Genomic DNA, 15,894 nt, shown 5'->3' on the forward strand with positions numbered 1-15,894 from the left:
CCCCGCTACCTCCCTTACCCTGCGGGCATGCGGGAGTTGACGTTGCGCGTCCGGGTGGCGGCCTATGTGCTGCGCCGGCGCGCGGGACGGTCGGCGGAACCGCTCGTCTTCGACCACGACGCGGATCCACCGCCCGGCACACACGTCCCGGCGGGAGGCGTGGCGCCCAAGGAGCCGCTGGATGAGGCGGTGTTGCGCGAAGTCGCCGAGGAGACCGGGATGGCCTGCGTACGCGTGCAGCGCCCGATCGCAGTACGCAGAGGTCCCGGACGCGTGGGACCACCGTGTGACGGGCGCGGGGCGCGACAAAGGCATGACCTTCCATTGCCGTTTCGAGCCGCTGCCCCTGACTTCCCTTTGGCGGACGGTCAGGACGCCTGGCTGGACCGGCTGGAGGCCTGAACGCCGAGCGGTTCCGGTGCCTCGCGCACGCCGAACCCCTCCGCATCCCACGTCCCGTCCAGCCGCGCCGCCAGCCAACTCGGCGCCGCAGCACGGAAGTCGGCAGGGGCGAGAGCCCCCGCCCCCTCCGGCAGCGCGCCGAGCAGTGGCGCCCCGGACACCTCGGGCAGGTCGGCCACATTGCAACGCGACGCGAGATCAGGGGTGTTGGGCCAGCTCCCGATCACCACGCCCAGCAAGTCGAGCCCCTGGTGGCGGAGTTCACGGGCCGTCAGTTCCGTGGTGTTCAGGGTGCCCAGGCCCGCCGACGCCACGACCAGGACCGGCGCGCCCAGCAGCCGCGCCGCGTCCGCCAGTGTGCCGCCCTCCTCGTCGAACCGTACGAGCAGTCCGCCCGCGCCCTCGACCAGGACGAGATCGTGCTCGGTGGCCAACTTCTGGGCCGCTTCCGCTACTTCATGCGGATGCACCGGAGCCATACCGGCCCTGCGCGCCGCCGTGCCCGGTGCCAACGGCTCGGGATAGCGGGCGAGTTCGGCCGTCGTCACGGTGCCGGCGAGCCGGGCGACCTCGTCGGCGTCGCCGCGCTCGTCCGGCCGTAGACCTGTCTGGGCGGGCTTCAGGACGGCCACTGTGCGACCCGCTGCCAGCGCTGTCGCGGCTACCGCGGCCGTGGTGATCGTCTTGCCGACCTCCGTGCCCGTGCCCGTGATCACCAGTACCGGCATGTCATCCCTCCCGTGCCGCCGCGCACACCGCGCGGGCGATCCGAGCCAGGTCGGCGTCGCCCGTGACGTACGGCGGCATCGTGTAGACGAGGTCGCGGAACGGCCGTAGCCACACGCCCTCGCGTACGGCCGCTTCCGTCGCGGCCTTCATGTCCACGTCGTGGTCGAGCTGGACCACGCCGATGGCGCCGAGGACGCGGACATCCCGGACGCCGGGGATCTCCGAAGCGGGGGCCAGGCCCTCCCGCAGGGCCGCCTCGATGCGCTTGACCTCCGCCAACCAGTCCTGGTTCAGCAGGAGTTCGATCGACGCGCAGGCCACGGCCGCCGCCAGCGGGTTGCCCATGAAGGTCGGGCCGTGGGCCAGGACCGGCACCTCGCCCTGCGAGATGCCCTCGGCTACCCGAGGCGTGCACAGGCTCGCCGCCATCGTCATGTAGCCGCCGGTCAGCGCCTTGCCCACGCACATCACGTCCGGGGTCACCGCCGCGTGCTCCGCCGCGAACAGCGCGCCCGTACGGCCGAAACCCGTCGCGATCTCGTCGAACACCAGCAGCACGTCGTGCGCGTCGCACGCCTCGCGCAGCACCCGTAGGTATGTGGGGGAGTGGAACCGCATCCCGCCCGCGCCCTGCACCACCGGCTCCACGATCACCGCGGCCAGTTCGTGCGCGTGCCGTTCGATCAGTTCGTGGAGACGGGCTGCGTACGACTCGTCGTACTCGGTTGGAGGCGCGTCCGCGAAGACCTGCCGGGGCAGCACCCCTGCCCACAACTCGTGCATCCCGCCCTCGGGGTCGCACACCGACATCGGCTGCCAGGTGTCGCCGTGGTAGCCGCCGCGCCAGGTCAGCAGGCGCTGTTTCTCGGGGCGGCCGAGCGAGCGCCAGTACTGGAGGCACATCTTCACCGCGACCTCGACCGACACGGAGCCCGAGTCGGCGAGGAAGACGTGTTCCAGGCCCTCGGGAGACATGTCGACAAGGAGCTTCGCCAGCCGTACGGCGGGCTCGTGCGTGAGCCCGCCGAACATCACGTGGCTCATCCGCCCGAGCTGCTCGCGCGCGGCCTCGTTGAGCACGGGGTGGTTGTAGCCGTGGATCGCCGACCACCAGGACGACATGCCGTCGACCAACTCGCCCCCGCCGCCGGCCAGTCGGAGCCGGACCCCGCTCGCCGACTCCACGACGAGCGGTTCGACACGCCCGGGCATCGGGCCGTAGGGATGCCAGACGTGCCGCCGGTCCAGTTCCAGCAGCTCCGGGACGGGCAGGGCGGTCGGGTCAGGCATTGGGCGCGAGATCCGTTCCGGCACCTCGACGGCGTACGGAGACCAGGTCCCGGCGGACCTCGTCGACCTGCGGCGCGGGCGTGGCGGCGGGAGCCGAGCCACAGACGCCGGCGCTCTCGTGCGCGTCGCAGCCCCCGCAGGCTTCCTCATGGGACCCGCAGCCGCCGCCTGCCGCGGCCCGGTGCTTCGGCAGCGTCACCTCGCCCGCGCCCTCCACCTCGAAGCCCGCGTCCGCGATCATCTCCAGGTCGGCGTGGCCGGCCTGGCCCTCGGACGTCAGGTAGTCGCCGAGGAAGATCGAGTTGGCGAGGTTCAGGGCGAGGGGCTGCATCGTGCGCAGGTGGACCTCACGGCCGCCCGCGATGCGCACCTCGGCGTCCGGGCAGACGAACCGCACCATCGCGAGGATGCGCAGACACCGCTGCGGGGTGAGGTGCCACTCCTGGGCGAGCGGGGTGCCCTCCATCGGGATCAGGAAGTTCACCGGCACCGAGTCCGGGTCGAGGTCCCGGAGCGAGAAGACGACGTCGACCAGGTCCTCGTCCGTCTCGCCCATGCCGGCGATCAGGCCGGAGCAGGCGGACAGGCCCGCCGCGTGCGCCTTCTGCACGGTGTCGACGCGGTCGGCGTAGGTGTGGGTGGTCGTGATGTCACCGTACGTCGACTCGGACGTGTTCAGGTTGTGGTTGTAGGCGTCCGCGCCCGCCTCGCGCAGCCGGTCGGCCTGGCCGTCGGAGAGCAGGCCGAGGCAGGCGCAGACCTCGACGCCCTCGTTCTGGTCCTTGATCGCCTTGATGGTGCCCGCGACCCGGTCCACGTCCCGGTCGGTCGGGCCCCGTCCGGAGGCGACCAGGCAGACCCGCTTGGCGCCACCCGCCACACCGGCCGCCGCGGCCTTCGAGGCGTCGTCGGGTTTCAGCCACGTGTACTTCAGGATGTCGGCCTTGGAGCCGAGCCGCTGCGAGCAGTACGAGCAGTCCTCGGGGCACAGTCCGGACTTCAGGTTGACGAGGTAGTTGAGCTTCACCCGTCGGCCGAACCAGTGTCGGCGCACCTTTCCGGCCGCGGCCACGACGTCCAGCAGGTCGTCGTCGGAGGTGGCGAGGACGGCGAGTGCTTCGGCGCGGGTCGGCAGCTCGCGCCGAAGCCCCTTGTCCACGAGCGTGTTCAGCAGGTCCATGAGTCCCGATCCTGTCCTACGGGACCACCCGCGGCCAAGGAGAGATTGGACAAGACATGCGGTCGGCGGTGTGGGTATCACCACACCATGGGTGGCCGGTCGGCCGATTACTGTCTGTGCACTGCCTACAAAAGCCCCGGAGGAACCATGGCGTTCGGCTGGATCGACGACCAGGCGGAGCTGCGCCGCCGCGCCGGGCTCGTGCGGACCCTGCGCCCGCGCCCCGCCGACTCGCCGCTCCTCGATCTCGCGAGCAACGACTACCTGGGGCTCGCCCACCATCCCGAGGTCGTCGAGGGGGCCGCGGCGGCGGCGCGGACCTGGGGCGGCGGGTCCACCGGGTCGCGGCTCGTCACCGGTACGACCGAGCTGCACACCCAACTGGAGCGCGAGCTGGCCGAGTTCACCGGGTTCGAGGCCGCCCTCGTCTTCTCCTCCGGCTACGCGGCCAACCTCGCCGCGGTCACCACGCTCGCACCGCACGGCTCGCTGATCGTCTCCGACGCGGGCAACCACGCCTCGCTGATCGACGGCTGCCGGCTGGCCCGGGGCGCCACCCAAGTCGTAGGACACGCCGATCCGGAAGGGGTGCGGAAGTCGCTGCGGACGCACGACGGGCCGGCCGTCGTCGTGTCCGACTCGGTGTTCTCCGTGGACGGGGACGCCGCTCCGGTGGGGGCGCTCGCCGAGGCGAGCCGGGAGTTCGGGGCGGGGCTGCTGCTCGACGACGCGCACGGGCTCGGGGTGCTGGGCGAGGGCGGGCGCGGGGCGCCGTACGCGGCGGGGCTCGCGGGGGCCGAGGACGTGGTCGTGACGGTCACGCTGTCCAAGTCGCTGGGGAGCCAGGGCGGGGCCGTGCTCGGGCCGGCCCGGGTGATCGACCATCTGGTCAACGCGGCGCGGACCTTCATCTTCGACACGGGGCTCGCCCCGGCCGCGGTCGGAGCCGCGCTGGCGGCGCTCACCCTGCTGCGGCGCGAGCCCGAGCGGGCCGCCCGGGCGCGCGCCGTGGCGAGTGAGCTGCACGCACGGTTCACCGCCGCGGGTCTGGAAGCGGTACGTCCGGACGCCGCGGTGGTGTCGGTGCGGGCACCGTCCCCGGAGGCGGCCGTGCAGTGGGCGGCCGACTGCCGTACGGCAGGGCTGGCCGTGGGCTGCTTCCGTCCTCCTTCCGTGCCCGACGGCATCTCACGGCTCAGGCTGACCGCCCGAGCGGACCTCTCCGGGGCCGAGATCGAACGCGCTGTACGTGTGATCGGCGAGACGCGACCATGAGTCGGCGTGACACGGTCGTGTGTCGCGGATGACGGAACCGATCAGTGGAACGCGGTGAGGAAGCCCGTCCAGCTCTCGGGGGAGAAGAGCAGCGCGGGTCCCTGCGGGTCCTTGGAGTCGCGTACGGCGAGCAGCCCCGCGCGGGGGCCGGAGTGCGGACGGGCCGCCTCGACGCAGTTGTTCGCTCCCGTGCTGTAACTGCTGCGCAGCCACCGCACTCCGGACAGATCGGTACTGGAAGGTACGTTCCGAGGCAGTGCAGACATGGTGCCTCCTTACGCGCCGTCACCTATCCCGGCGATGTAGTCCAACGAGTCCTCGGGTGAAAGGGCGTGGAACTGAAGGGTGTTGAAGGCCTCGCTGTAGGCCTCTAGGTCTTCTTTCCGTTCGAGGTAGAGGCTACTCGTCAAGTGGTCGAGAACAACCACGTCCAGATCAGAAGTGCTCGGAAAGGAGAAGATAACGAAAGGACCGGTGATGCCGATGTGTGCTCCTGCGGCGAACGGCAAGACCTGAAGCCGGACTTGAGGCAGCTGGGCCGCTTCGATCAGCCGCTCCAGCTGCCGTGCCATCACACCCGGCCCGCCGACCTCCCGGCGCACCACCGCCTCGTCGAGGACCACGCTCAGTTCGAGTGGGGGATCCGCCCGCAGGATGTCCTGCCGGGCCAGCCGCACCTGCACCAGCGCGTCGAGCCGCTCCGGCCCGTCGTTGTCGAGGCCTCCCACGGCGGCCCGGGTCACCGCCCGGGCGTACTCGGGTGTCTGCAGCAGCCCGGGGACCACCGAGGTCTCCAGGGTGCGGATCGTGCTGGCCTGTGACTCCAGGCTGATGAAGTCCCGGTAGGCGGGCGGCAGTACACCGCGGTAAGCGTGCCACCAGTGGTGCCGGCCGCCCCCGTCGTCCGAGCCCGCCAACACGAGCAGCATGTCCCGGAGTTGAGCGTCCCCGACCTGGTAGGCGTCCAGGAGTAACCGGACGTCGGGCGGTTTCACGCCACTCGCGCCGGTCTCGATACGGCTCACCTTCGACTGGTGCCAGCCGACCAGCCGGGCCGCCTCACCGCTGGTGAGCCCCGCGTCCGCACGCAACGCGCGGAGTTCGGCGCCCAGTTTCCGGCGGCGCACCGCGGGACCGTACTGCATGGGTTTCTCCTTACTCCTTCCGAGCCGCCCAAATAGAGTCTGGGTTCGCAGAGTTCACCGCTTTGAGCGACAGATATATGCATATCTTGGTGGATCGGCACCGTTGGCGACGCGGTAATGGCAGTCTGGCGAAGAAGCACCAGTCCGGGACCGTACTCGAACCATCCGCTCCGTGTCGGACACCGGTCCCGCGGGAAAGGGACGACCGCGCCATGGCAGACCATCTGGAAGCATCCGTCACTCTGCCGAGCGATCCCGCCTCGGTCGCCACCGCCCGCTCCTACGTGGTCGGGACCCTCGTGGAATGGGGACTGCCGGCGGACACGGAGGTCGCCGACACCATCCGCCTCATCGTCTCCGAACTCGCCACCAACGCCGTACAGCACACCTTCGGACAGTCACCCACCTTCACGGTGGACATCGAGCTGGAGCGTGACGAACAGCTGCGCATCGGAGTCACCGACAGCCATCCCCGCTTCCCGAAACGCCTGCCGGCCGCCGTCCAGCAGGACAACGGCCGGGGCATGGTCATCATCCGCTGGCTGACCGCGGAGTGCGGGGGAAAACTCAGGGTCCGGCCGACCCTGGAGGGCGGCAAGACGGTCTCCATCGAGGTGCCCTGGACCGTCCCGGCCCGGCCGGTGACCGCGGCGGGCCAACAGGAGCCGTAGAGCGGCGTGTTGAACGCCTCTGGACACCCGAGGGGGTGGCGGTCCGTCAGGAGACCGCCACCCCCTCGGGAGTTTTCAGCACGGATCAGCTGACCCGGCCGTACCAGACGCTCTTGGTCCAGATCTTCTGCAACCGCACCACGTCCCCGGTCTTCGGGGCGTGCCAGATCTTTCCGCCGCCGGCGTAGATGCCGACGTGGTAGACGCTGGAGCCCGAGTGGAAGAAGACGAGGTCCCCGGCCTTGCGGCTCCCGGCCGAGATGTGGTGGGTCTTGTTGTACTGCTGGGCCGCCGTACGGGGCAGCTTCTTGCCCGCCTTCTTGTACGAGTACAGCGTGAGCCCGGAGCAGTCGAAGCGGCCCGGTCCGGTGGCCCCGTACCTGTACGGGGCGCCCTTCTTGGACGCCGCGACCTGGAGTGCCTTCGTCGCGGGTGTCGCGGCCGCGGCGTCGGATGCGACACCGGGGATCACGACGGAACCGCCAACGGCGGCGATGGCGAAGGCCGAAGCCGTACCGGCCCGGACCATCAGCGACGGGACACGATTGAGCGCAGTCATGCGCAACCCTTCGTCAGCCGCCTGTGAAGGATGACCTGTCGGATTCGGGCTGACAAAGTTGCCCGGCCGCTGACGCGGCTTCACCCCAAGGGCTGCTCGACCCGGTCATGGCGTGACCGTCCCGGCGACCCGTCGTACCTGGGTCCTCCACTCCTGCCGATGCAATCCTGTCGACCTGTCATCCGGGTGGCGGCAGGACTCGGCGTCCGCCCGGATCGCCCCGCCGCTGCGGCGGGGTCTTGTCGTCAGACAGGGATCTTCACCTATGAATGTCCGAAAAGCCCAACGGAATCGGGGATTTGTGGGGTTACTCACCACTCACCCGTTCGGCTGAACGCAGCGGTGTTCGAAGGCGTGTCGAGGGTGCATGACCCTCGGACCAGCACCGGAACACCTCATCCGCCCCACGGGCTACGCGTGTTGCGCAACCCGTACGGCCGCATGGGCGGAGCGGCGACTACACCGATCGGGGGTACACCGTTCGGCCCGTTTCGACACCGGCCGTCACGGCCCCGGGTCCGTCAACCGTCGGAGGGCGCGGGGATCGTGACGCGAGCCGTGCGGCGCTCCCCGTCCAGCACGCGCAGCGCCCGCGCGAGCGTGGGGGCGTGCAGCTCGGTCTCGCCCCGCCGGTGCATCAGGTCCAGCGCGTCCCGCAGTTCGATGGCCTTGGCCACCAGCGCCTGGGCGGCCCTCAGTCCACGGTACGTGTCCCCGTGGTGCGCCGGGTTGATACGGCCCAGCAGGTCGGCCACATCCAGATAACGGTCGATCAACTCGCCCTCGGCACGCGTCAGCGCGGGCAGCGGCGGAAGCTCCGGCGGCAGCATCGTCGGCTCACTCCCCGCCGGTCTCGGTGAGCGAGGTCTTGCGGGTCGACACGATCCTGTCCACCAGCCCGTATTCCAGGGCCTGTTGGGCGTCCAGGACGAGGTCCCGCTCGATGTCCGCGCTCACCTGCTCCACCGTCCGGCCCGTGTGCAGGGCGAGTACGGCCTCCAGTTGGGACCGGGTGCGCGCCAACTCCCCGGCCTGGATGGCGAGATCACTCGCCTGCCCCTGGATCGGCTCGGGCAGCGAGGGCTGGTGGAGCACCATCCGCGCGCCCGGCAGCGCCGACCGCTTGCCCGGGGTCCCCGCCGCCAGCAGGACCGCCGCGGTGGTGCCGGCCTGGCCGAGGCAGACCGTCTCCACGTCGCACGTGACGTACCGCAGCGTGTCGTAGATCGCCGACATCGCGGTGAACGAGCCGCCGGGCGAGTTGATGTACAGCGCGATGTCCCGGTCCGGCGCCAGGTACTCCAGGTGCATGAACTGGGCCATCACGTCGTTCGCCGAGATGTCGTCGATCGGCGTCCCGAGGAAGACGATCCGCTCCTCCAGCAGCTTCGAGTACGGATCCGTCGTCCGGTGCCCGGAGCTGGTGCGCTCCGTGAATTCGGGCAGGACGTGGCGGGCGAACGGTCGGGTCATGGGTACCCCTCCTTCGGCATCTGTAAGAAATGTACAGGACGTACATGACGTTATGATGGGGGTATGGCCTACGAGATTCCGGTGACGCAAGCCAGGGCTGAGCTCGCCGACCTGATCAACCGGGTGGTGTACGGCGGTGAGCGCGTCGTCGTGACACGGCACGGGAAGCCCCTTGTCGCGCTGGTCTCGGCCGCCGACCTGGAGCGACTCGACGAACTCGACAAGCTGGACGCGAACGCCGATGAGCAGGTGATCAGTGCGGTCTCGCACGTCCGCGAGGTCGCGTCCGCTCCCCGCGAACACCAGCGCTTCGGCATCGCGGCGGAGCACCGGGGGCCGAACCCCTCCTAGGCGACCGGTCGAGGGGCGGCTCTACGGGCGTAGATGTGATTGTCCTGATCACGGCTCGGTTAACTTGCTTGAAACTCGGTCCAACTAGCCTGCCGATCCACGCCACCAGGGATTTTTCCCCGGGGGTGAGCGGGTCCGGCGAAGTCCGCTGCGGTTCGGCAGCGCCCCGAAGGGGCGCGAGGAACTGCGCGGCCGGCCACGACGGGCCTTCGGACGACGTCCCGCACTCCGAGCGGAGCGTTCAAGCGGCAGCCGGACCCCGCACGGTCCGGAGCGAGGACTGTGAGGTGGGAGCGTGCAACTGACCCCGCACGAGCAAGAGAGGCTGCTGATCCATGTGGCGGCCGACGTGGCCGAGAAGCGCCGGGCCCGTGGTCTGAAGCTCAACCACCCCGAGGCGGTCGCCCTCATCACGTCGCACATCCTCGAGGGCGCCCGTGACGGCCGGACCGTCGCCGAGCTGATGTCCTCCGGGCGCAAGCTGCTCACCAGGGACGACGTCATGGAGGGCATCCCCGAGATGATCCACGACGTGCAGGTCGAGGCGACCTTCCCGGACGGCACCAAGCTCGTCACCGTCCACGACCCGATCGTGTAGGAGGCCTCGATGATTCCCGGCGAGATCCTGTTCGCGGACGACCCGATCGTCTACAACGCGGGGCGCGAGGTCACATCGATGACCGTCCTCAACGCCGCCGACCGGCCCGTCCAGGTCGGCTCCCACTACCACTTCGCCGAGGCCAACCCCGGACTCGAATTCGACCGCGCCGCCGCGCGCGGCAAGCGGCTCAACGTCGCCGCCGGCACCGCCGTGCGCTTCGAACCGGGGATCCCCGTCGACGTCGAACTCGTCCCGCTGGTCGGCGCCCGTGTCGTGCCCGGACTGCGCGGGGAGACCGGAGGTGCCCTCGATGCCTGAGATCTCCCGTGCCGCGTACGCGGACCTGTTCGGGCCGACCACCGGCGACCGCATCCGGCTCGCCGACACCGACCTCCTGATCGAGATCGAGGAGGACCGCAGCGGCGGTCCCGGACTCGCCGGTGACGAGGCCGTGTTCGGCGGCGGCAAGGTCATCCGCGAGTCGATGGGCCAGGCCCGTGCTACGCGCGCAGAAGGCACCCCCGACACCGTCATCACCGGCGCCGTCATCGTCGACCACTGGGGCATCGTCAAGGCCGACGTCGGCATCCGCGACGGCCGCGTCACCGGCATCGGCAAGGCCGGCAACCCCGACACCATGGACGGCGTCCACCCCGACCTGGTGATCGGCCCCGAGACCGAGGTCATCGCGGGCAACGGCCGCATCCTCACGGCCGGTGCCGTCGACGCGCACGTCCACTTCATCTGCCCGCAGATCGCCGACGAGGCGCTCTCCGCCGGGGTCACCACGCTGGTCGGCGGCGGCACCGGACCGGCCGAGGGCTCCAAGGCGACCACGGTCACCCCCGGCCCCTGGCATCTGGCCCGGATGATGGCGGCGATGGAGCAGTACCCGCTCAACATCGGCTTCCTCGGCAAGGGCAACACCGTCTCGCACGACGCGATGATGTCCCAGATCCGCGGGGGAGCGCTGGGACTGAAGCTGCACGAGGACTGGGGCTCGACCCCGGCCGTCATCGACGCCTCGCTCACCGTCGCCGACCGCACGGGCATCCAAGTCGCCATCCACACCGACACGTTGAACGAGGCCGGCTTCGTCGGCGACACCCTCGCCGCGATCGGCGGACGCGGCATCCACGCCTACCACACCGAGGGTGCGGGCGGCGGGCACGCGCCGGACATCATGACCGTGGTCTCCGAGCCGCACGTGCTGCCCAGCTCCACCAACCCGACCCGGCCCTACACCGTCAACACCGCCGAGGAACACCTCGACATGCTGATGGTCTGCCACCACCTCAACCCGGCGGTCCCCGAGGACCTCGCCTTCGCCGAGTCCCGCATCCGCCCCTCGACCATCGGCGCGGAGGACATCCTCCACGACCTCGGCGCCATCTCGATCATCTCCTCGGACGCGCAGGCGATGGGGCGGGTCGGCGAGGTGATCCTGCGGACCTGGCAGACGGCGCACGTGATGAAGCGGCGGCGGGGTTCGCTGCCGGGGGACGGCCGTGCCGACAACCATCGTGTACGGCGCTATGTCGCCAAGTACACGATCAACCCCGCCCTCGCGCAGGGCCTCGCCCGCGAGATCGGTTCCGTCGAGAGCGGCAAGCTCGCCGACCTCGTGCTGTGGGAGCCGGCGTTCTTCGGCGTCAAGCCGCACCTAGTCATCAAGGGCGGGCAGATCGCCTACGCGCAGATGGGCGACGCCAACGCGTCCATCCCGACGCCGCAGCCGATCCTGCCGCGCCCGATGTTCGGGGCGATCGGACGTGCCCCCGCCGCCAACTCCTTCAACTTCGTGGCGCAGTTGGCGATCGACGACGGGCTGCCCGAACGGCTCGACCTCGGCAAGAAGTTCGTCGCCATCGAGTCCACCCGTGGGGTCACCAAGGCCGACATGCGGGAGAACGACGCACGGCCGCGCGTCCAGGTCGACCCCGACAGCTTCGCCGTGCACATCGACGGGGAGCTCGTCGAGGCGACTCCGGCCGCCGAACTGCCCATGGCCCAGCGGTACTTCCTCTTCTGATGTCCAGGGGAGCACTGCTGGTCCTCGCCGACGGGCGCTTTCCCGCCGGAGGGCACGCGCACTCCGGCGGGGCGGAGGCCGCGGTCAAGGCCGGGCGGGTCACCGGGGCGGCGAGCCTCGGCGACTTCTGCCGGGGGCGGCTGCATACGGCCGGTCTGGTGTCCGCCTCGCTGGCCGCGGCGGCCGTCCTCGGTGCCGATCCGGCGGAGTTGGACGCGGCGGCCGACGCGCGGACGCCGTCGCCCGCGTTGCGGACCGCCGCGCGGAAGCTCGGGCGGCAGTTGATGCGGGCCGCGCGCGCGACCTGGCCGTCCGCCGAACTCGACGCGCTGGCACGGGAGTTCCCGAAGGGTGCGCATCAGCCCGTCGTACTGGGGCTGGTCGCTCGGGCGGCCGGTCTCGGGGCCGAGGACGCGGCGTACTGCGCGGCCTACGAGAGTGTGAGTGGGCCCGCGTCCGCGACGGTGCGGTTGCTGAGTCTCGACCCGTTCGACGCTACGGCCGTACTGGCGCGGTTGGCGCCGGAGTTGGACCTTGTCGCCGATCGGGCGGTGGAGGCGGCCGGGCGCGTGGTGGACCACGGTGTCGATGAACTGCCTTGTGCGTCCGCGCCGTTGCTGGAGATCGGGGCGGAGGCGCATGCGGCTTGGGCTGTGCGGTTGTTCGCGTCGTAGGGGGGCTCGCCCCCGCCGCCCCTACCCGTCCCGTCACCAGGGGGCTCCGCCCCCTGGACCCCCCGTCGGCCTGGACGGCCTCGTCCTCAAACGCCGGACGGGCTGAGAGGTGCCGGCCCGGATAAAGAGGCGCCGGAACTGAGAGATGCCTGCCCGGTCGAAGCGGGCGCCGAAACCGCAAGCACAGTAGAAACACGTAAGGAGCCGCACCAATGCACCTCGACCACACCCACGACGGCCCCGCCGCCGTCAGTGCCGACGCTCACCGCCCCGACGGCACCCACCGCGCCCTCCGTATCGGTCTCGGCGGTCCCGTCGGCTCCGGTAAGACCGCCACCGTCGCTGCGCTCTGCCGGGCCCTGCGGGACGAGCTCTCGCTCGCTGTCGTCACCAACGACATCTACACCCGCGAGGACGCCGAATTCCTGCTGCGGGAGGCCGTGTTGCCGCCCGAGCGGATCAGTGCCGTGGAGACGGGGGCCTGTCCGCACACCGCGATCCGGGACGACATCTCCGCCAACCTCGAAGCCGTGGAGGATCTGGAGGACGAGGTCGGGCCGCTGGATCTGATTCTTGTGGAGTCCGGTGGGGACAATCTCACCGCGACCTTCTCCAAGGGGCTCGTGGACGCGCAGATCTTCGTGATCGACGTCGCCGGCGGGGACGACATCCCGCGCAAGGGCGGGCCCGGGGTCACGACCGCCGATCTGCTGGTCGTCAACAAGACCGACCTCGCGCCGTACGTGGGGTCCGATCTCGGGCAGATGGCCGCCGACGCGAAGGCGCAGCGGGCCGAACTGCCCGTTGTCTTCCAGTCGTTGCGGACCGAGGCGGGGGTCGGCGATGTCGCCCGCTGGGTGCGGCAGCAACTCGCCGCGTGGGCCGCGTGATCGCGACCGGCGTTCGGGCCACCGCGCGGATCGTGGCCCGGGACGACGGGCGCGGCGGCACCGCGCTGTCCGTGCTGGAGGGCGATGGGCCGCTCGCGCTGCGCCGGACCCGCGCCACCGGTTCCGAGGCTCGGGTCATGCTCGTCGGGGCGATGAGCGGGCCGCTCGGAGGAGATCACTTCGCCGTCGAGGCCGAGGTGGAGAGCGGGGCGCGGCTGCGGGTCGGGTCGGCCGCCGCCACCATCGCGCTGCCGGGGCAGGCGAAGGGGGAGTCGCGGTACGACGTGCGGCTCAGGGTCGGTGAGGGCGGTGAACTGGAGTGGCTGCCCGAGCAGTTGATCTCGGTGTGCGGTAGCGATCTGCATGTCACCACTCGCATTGACCTTGCCTCCTCCGCCCGGCTCGTACTGCGTGAGGAGCAGGTGCTCGGGCGGGTCGGTGAGGAGCCCGGGCGGCTCACCAGTCGGCTCACGCTGCGGATCGCCGGACGGACCGTGCTGGACCAGGAGTTGGCCTGCGGGCCCGGAGCGCCGGGCGGCTGGGACGGGCCCGCCGTTCTCGCGGGACATCGCGCGGTGGGGCAACTCGTCGTCGTACGGCCGGAGTTCATCCAGGAGCCGCCCGTGGCGCGGATGCTGGGGGAGTGTGCGGCGCTCGCGCCGCTGGCCGGGCCCGCGGTGCTGGTGACGGCTGTCGCGGCCGACGGGCTGAGGCTGCGGCGGGTGCTGGACGAGGCGTTGGTGTCGCTCGGTGAGTATCCGCTGAGCGGGACGTGAGTTTCCGCTTATCGGATTGGTAAAGAAGGTCAACAGCCCCTGTCCTCAGACACCTCACAGCCGGGAGGATCCCCCGAGACCATTTCGCAACTAAGTACGGGGAGGGGCCCACTTGAGGTTCATCAGACCGAGGAGCCGCGTCACGGCGTTCGGCTCGGCCGGGTTCGCCGCGGCGGCTCTGATAGCCGGCGCCGTCATGGCACCCACGGCCAACGCGCAGACCAACCAGGCGGCAGGTCACGGGCAGGACAGTGCGGCCAAGGGTGCCGCGCTCGCCGCCGCCCGCGCCGCCAAGGCCGGGATCGACTGGCAGGACTGCCCCGCCGACTGGGGTTTCGAGAAGCCGATCCAGTGCGGCTATGTCACCGTGCCGATCGACTACACCAAGCCCAACGGCAAGACGATCAAGCTGGCCGTCGACCGCATCGCCAGCACGGGCACGAAGGAGGAGCGCCAGGGCGCGCTCGTCTACAACCCCGGCGGCCCGGGTGGCTCCGGAATGCGCTTCCCGCGCCGGGTCACCACCAAGAACCCGCTGTGGGTCAACACGTCCAAGGCGTACGACTTCGTGGGCTTCGACCCGCGCGGTGTCGGCCACTCGGCGCCCATCTCCTGCATCGACCCGCAGGAGTTCGTGAAGGCGCCCAAGGCGGACCCGGTACCTGACTCCACGGCCGACAAGAACGCGCAGCGCAAGCTGGCCCGTGAGTACGCGGACGGCTGCGCCGAGCGCACCGGCCGCACCATGCTCGCGCAGATGACCACGCCGAACACCGCGCGCGACCTGGACGTCATCCGCGCCGCCCTCGGCGAGAAGAAGCTCAACTACCTGGGCGTCTCGTACGGCACCTACCTCGGCGCCGTCTACGGCACCCTGTTCCCGAGCCACGTCCGCCGCATGATCGTCGACAGCGTCGTCAACCCGGCGCGCGACAACATCTGGTACGAGGCCAACCTCGGTCAGGACGTCGCGTTCGAGGGCCGCTGGAAGGACTGGGAGGACTGGGTCGCGAAGAACGACGCGGCCTTCCACCTGGGGACCACCCGCGACGCCGTACAGGCCAAGTGGCTGGAGCTGCGCGCAACCGCGAAGAAGAGCCCGCTCGGCGGGGTCGTCGGTCCGGCCGAGCTGCTCGGCTTCTTCCAGGGCGCCCCGTACTACGACTCCTCGTGGGTGCCGGTCGCCACCGCGTTCAGCAAGTACTTCGCCGGTGACCCCCAGCCGCTGATCGACGCAGCCTCGCCCGACATGTCGGACACCGCGGGCAACATCACCTCGGAGAATGGCAACGCCGTCTACACGGCCGTCGAGTGCACCGACGCCAAGTGGCCCACCAGCTGGAAGAAGTGGGACAAGGACAACACGGAGCTCAACAAGAAGTACCCGTTCCTGACCTGGTCCAACGCCTGGATGAACCTGCCGTGTGCCACCTGGCCCGTCAAGCAGCAGTCCCCGGTCGAGGTCAGGACCGGCAAGGGTCTGCCGCCGGTGCTCATCGTGCAGTCGCAGCGTGACGCCGCGACGCCGTACGAGGGTGCCGTCGTACTGCACCAGCGCTTCAAGGGCTCCCGCCTGATCACCGAGAAGGACGCGGGCTCCCACGGTGTGACCGGTCTGGTCAACCCGTGCATCAACTCCCGTGTCGACACCTACCTGTTGACCGGGAAGCTGGACGCCGCCGACGTGACGTGCACCCCGCACGCGACGCCGGTGCCGTAACAGGCAGCAGTCGTAAATGACTTGGGGCGGGCGGGTGTGCAACGGCCGCGCTTGTTTATGTGTTGCGCGCGGGGTGGCGGAAGTGAGGGGGAGGGGCGGGTTGTTGGGGTTGGTGGGGGGGGGCGC

19 protein-coding genes and 1 riboswitch are annotated in these 15,894 nt (G+C 70.5%); of the genes, 11 read left to right on the top strand and 8 right to left on the bottom strand.

Annotation, left to right across the window (positions count from 1 at the left end; translation table 11 throughout):
- Positions 1–27 precede the first annotated feature (27 nt).
- A complete protein-coding gene (locus tag ACFXC1_RS00825; RefSeq protein WP_381236951.1) occupies positions 28–402 on the top strand; it encodes an NUDIX domain-containing protein in 375 nt (124 codons plus the stop codon).
- Here ACFXC1_RS00825 and bioD read toward each other — a convergent pair.
- Genes bioD through bioB form a run of 3 tightly spaced genes read right to left on the bottom strand, consistent with a single transcriptional unit; the run spans position 369 to position 3,601 of the window.
- Positions 369–1,130: a dethiobiotin synthase gene (gene bioD, locus ACFXC1_RS00830; protein WP_381236953.1), complete on the bottom strand. Its 762-nt coding sequence runs from the start codon at positions 1,128–1,130 to the stop codon at positions 369–371. The two genes, ACFXC1_RS00825 and bioD, sit on opposite strands and share 34 nt — an antisense overlap.
- A 1-nt stretch (position 1,131) precedes the next feature.
- Positions 1,132–2,421 (bottom strand): adenosylmethionine--8-amino-7-oxononanoate transaminase, encoded by a 1,290-nt coding sequence (locus tag ACFXC1_RS00835; RefSeq protein ID WP_381236955.1) that lies wholly within the window; start codon positions 2,419–2,421, stop codon positions 1,132–1,134.
- Positions 2,414–3,601 carry a biotin synthase BioB gene (bioB, locus tag ACFXC1_RS00840; RefSeq protein WP_381236958.1) on the bottom strand — a complete coding sequence of 396 codons (1,188 nt, stop codon included), beginning with the start codon at positions 3,599–3,601 and terminating at the stop codon, positions 2,414–2,416. The genes ACFXC1_RS00835 and bioB overlap by 8 nt, the downstream gene beginning before the upstream one ends.
- Positions 3,602–3,748: 147 nt before the next feature.
- Between bioB and ACFXC1_RS00845 the strand changes: the two genes are divergently transcribed.
- Positions 3,749–4,876 (top strand): 8-amino-7-oxononanoate synthase, encoded by a 1,128-nt coding sequence (locus ACFXC1_RS00845; protein ID WP_381236961.1) that lies wholly within the window; start codon positions 3,749–3,751, stop codon positions 4,874–4,876.
- A gap of 41 nt (positions 4,877–4,917) precedes the next feature.
- Here ACFXC1_RS00845 and ACFXC1_RS00850 read toward each other — a convergent pair whose 3' ends face one another.
- Together ACFXC1_RS00850 and ACFXC1_RS00855 are read right to left on the bottom strand one after the other, a co-directional pair.
- Positions 4,918–5,142, bottom strand: coding sequence for a DUF397 domain-containing protein (locus tag ACFXC1_RS00850; RefSeq protein WP_381236963.1), 225 nt, complete (start codon positions 5,140–5,142; stop codon positions 4,918–4,920).
- Between the two features lie 9 nt (positions 5,143–5,151).
- Positions 5,152–6,021: a helix-turn-helix domain-containing protein gene (locus ACFXC1_RS00855; protein WP_381236966.1), complete on the bottom strand. Its 870-nt coding sequence runs from the start codon at positions 6,019–6,021 to the stop codon at positions 5,152–5,154.
- 212 nt (positions 6,022–6,233) lie between these two features.
- On the opposite strand from ACFXC1_RS00855, the gene ACFXC1_RS00860 reads away from it, so the two are divergent.
- Positions 6,234–6,692 (top strand): ATP-binding protein, encoded by a 459-nt coding sequence (locus ACFXC1_RS00860; protein ID WP_093623944.1) that lies wholly within the window; start codon positions 6,234–6,236, stop codon positions 6,690–6,692.
- 85 nt (positions 6,693–6,777) lie between these two features.
- Here ACFXC1_RS00860 and ACFXC1_RS00865 read toward each other — a convergent pair whose 3' ends face one another.
- The 3 genes from ACFXC1_RS00865 to ACFXC1_RS00875 all read right to left on the bottom strand — a co-directional run bounded on the left by ACFXC1_RS00865 (position 6,778) and on the right by ACFXC1_RS00875 (position 8,724).
- Positions 6,778–7,251: a C40 family peptidase gene (locus ACFXC1_RS00865; protein WP_200716611.1), complete on the bottom strand. Its 474-nt coding sequence runs from the start codon at positions 7,249–7,251 to the stop codon at positions 6,778–6,780.
- Positions 7,252–7,254: 3 nt separating this feature from the next.
- Positions 7,255–7,434: riboswitch (cyclic di-AMP (ydaO/yuaA leader) on the bottom strand.
- Positions 7,435–7,772: 338 nt separating this feature from the next.
- Positions 7,773–8,081: a hypothetical protein gene (locus ACFXC1_RS00870; protein WP_381236969.1), complete on the bottom strand. Its 309-nt coding sequence runs from the start codon at positions 8,079–8,081 to the stop codon at positions 7,773–7,775.
- 7 nt (positions 8,082–8,088) lie between these two features.
- Positions 8,089–8,724 carry an ATP-dependent Clp protease proteolytic subunit gene (locus tag ACFXC1_RS00875; protein WP_381236971.1) on the bottom strand — a complete coding sequence of 212 codons (636 nt, stop codon included), beginning with the start codon at positions 8,722–8,724 and terminating at the stop codon, positions 8,089–8,091.
- A 63-nt stretch (positions 8,725–8,787) separates the two neighbouring features.
- On the opposite strand from ACFXC1_RS00875, the gene ACFXC1_RS00880 reads away from it, so the two are divergent.
- The 8 genes from ACFXC1_RS00880 to ACFXC1_RS00915 all read left to right on the top strand — a co-directional run bounded on the left by ACFXC1_RS00880 (position 8,788) and on the right by ACFXC1_RS00915 (position 15,768).
- Positions 8,788–9,075: a type II toxin-antitoxin system Phd/YefM family antitoxin gene (locus ACFXC1_RS00880; RefSeq protein ID WP_019070944.1), complete on the top strand. Its 288-nt coding sequence runs from the start codon at positions 8,788–8,790 to the stop codon at positions 9,073–9,075.
- Between the two features lie 295 nt (positions 9,076–9,370).
- The gene (locus tag ACFXC1_RS00885) at positions 9,371–9,673 is read left to right on the top strand and encodes an urease subunit gamma (protein WP_010988499.1); all 303 of its coding nucleotides are present in this window, start codon (positions 9,371–9,373) and stop codon (positions 9,671–9,673) included.
- Between the two features lie 9 nt (positions 9,674–9,682).
- Positions 9,683–9,994: an urease subunit beta gene (locus ACFXC1_RS00890; RefSeq protein WP_019070943.1), complete on the top strand. Its 312-nt coding sequence runs from the start codon at positions 9,683–9,685 to the stop codon at positions 9,992–9,994.
- Entirely contained in the window at positions 9,987–11,708 is a 1,722-nt protein-coding gene (locus ACFXC1_RS00895) for an urease subunit alpha (protein ID WP_381236976.1), read from the top strand. Before ACFXC1_RS00890 ends, ACFXC1_RS00895 begins: the two co-directional genes overlap by 8 nt.
- Positions 11,708–12,382 carry an urease accessory protein UreF gene (locus ACFXC1_RS00900; protein WP_381236979.1) on the top strand — a complete coding sequence of 225 codons (675 nt, stop codon included), beginning with the start codon at positions 11,708–11,710 and terminating at the stop codon, positions 12,380–12,382. Before ACFXC1_RS00895 ends, ACFXC1_RS00900 begins: the two co-directional genes overlap by 1 nt.
- 212 nt (positions 12,383–12,594) lie before the next feature.
- Positions 12,595–13,272, top strand: coding sequence for an urease accessory protein UreG (ureG, locus tag ACFXC1_RS00905; protein WP_381236981.1), 678 nt, complete (start codon positions 12,595–12,597; stop codon positions 13,270–13,272).
- Positions 13,260–14,048 carry an urease accessory protein UreD gene (locus tag ACFXC1_RS00910; RefSeq protein WP_381236984.1) on the top strand — a complete coding sequence of 263 codons (789 nt, stop codon included), beginning with the start codon at positions 13,260–13,262 and terminating at the stop codon, positions 14,046–14,048. Before ureG ends, ACFXC1_RS00910 begins: the two co-directional genes overlap by 13 nt.
- Positions 14,049–14,160: 112 nt before the next feature.
- Positions 14,161–15,768 carry an alpha/beta hydrolase gene (locus ACFXC1_RS00915; RefSeq protein WP_381236986.1) on the top strand — a complete coding sequence of 536 codons (1,608 nt, stop codon included), beginning with the start codon at positions 14,161–14,163 and terminating at the stop codon, positions 15,766–15,768.
- Positions 15,769–15,894 lie beyond the last annotated feature (126 nt).

This window comes from Streptomyces hokutonensis (assembly GCF_042751305.1).
Classification (GTDB): domain Bacteria; phylum Actinomycetota; class Actinomycetes; order Streptomycetales; family Streptomycetaceae; genus Streptomyces; species Streptomyces hokutonensis_A.

What these genes read in the sequence shown, in the direction of transcription:
- ACFXC1_RS00825 (WP_381236951.1), top strand. Translation starts at nt 28, where the DNA reads ATGCGGGAGTTGACGTTGCGCGTCCGGGTGGCGGCCTATGTGCTGCGC.
- ACFXC1_RS00845 (WP_381236961.1), top strand. Translation starts at nt 3,749, where the DNA reads ATGGCGTTCGGCTGGATCGACGACCAGGCGGAGCTGCGCCGCCGCGCC.
- ACFXC1_RS00860 (WP_093623944.1), top strand. Translation starts at nt 6,234, where the DNA reads ATGGCAGACCATCTGGAAGCATCCGTCACTCTGCCGAGCGATCCCGCC.
- ACFXC1_RS00865 (WP_200716611.1), bottom strand. Translation starts at nt 7,251, where the DNA reads ATGACTGCGCTCAATCGTGTCCCGTCGCTGATGGTCCGGGCCGGTACG.
- ACFXC1_RS00890 (WP_019070943.1), top strand. Translation starts at nt 9,683, where the DNA reads ATGATTCCCGGCGAGATCCTGTTCGCGGACGACCCGATCGTCTACAAC.
- ACFXC1_RS00870 (WP_381236969.1), bottom strand. Translation starts at nt 8,081, where the DNA reads ATGCTGCCGCCGGAGCTTCCGCCGCTGCCCGCGCTGACGCGTGCCGAG.
- ACFXC1_RS00855 (WP_381236966.1), bottom strand. Translation starts at nt 6,021, where the DNA reads ATGCAGTACGGTCCCGCGGTGCGCCGCCGGAAACTGGGCGCCGAACTC.
- ACFXC1_RS00850 (WP_381236963.1), bottom strand. Translation starts at nt 5,142, where the DNA reads ATGTCTGCACTGCCTCGGAACGTACCTTCCAGTACCGATCTGTCCGGA.
- ureG (WP_381236981.1), top strand. Translation starts at nt 12,595, where the DNA reads ATGCACCTCGACCACACCCACGACGGCCCCGCCGCCGTCAGTGCCGAC.
- bioB (WP_381236958.1), bottom strand. Translation starts at nt 3,601, where the DNA reads ATGGACCTGCTGAACACGCTCGTGGACAAGGGGCTTCGGCGCGAGCTG.
- ACFXC1_RS00895 (WP_381236976.1), top strand. Translation starts at nt 9,987, where the DNA reads ATGCCTGAGATCTCCCGTGCCGCGTACGCGGACCTGTTCGGGCCGACC.
- ACFXC1_RS00835 (WP_381236955.1), bottom strand. Translation starts at nt 2,421, where the DNA reads ATGCCTGACCCGACCGCCCTGCCCGTCCCGGAGCTGCTGGAACTGGAC.
- bioD (WP_381236953.1), bottom strand. Translation starts at nt 1,130, where the DNA reads ATGCCGGTACTGGTGATCACGGGCACGGGCACGGAGGTCGGCAAGACG.
- ACFXC1_RS00880 (WP_019070944.1), top strand. Translation starts at nt 8,788, where the DNA reads ATGGCCTACGAGATTCCGGTGACGCAAGCCAGGGCTGAGCTCGCCGAC.
- ACFXC1_RS00875 (WP_381236971.1), bottom strand. Translation starts at nt 8,724, where the DNA reads ATGACCCGACCGTTCGCCCGCCACGTCCTGCCCGAATTCACGGAGCGC.
- ACFXC1_RS00900 (WP_381236979.1), top strand. Translation starts at nt 11,708, where the DNA reads ATGTCCAGGGGAGCACTGCTGGTCCTCGCCGACGGGCGCTTTCCCGCC.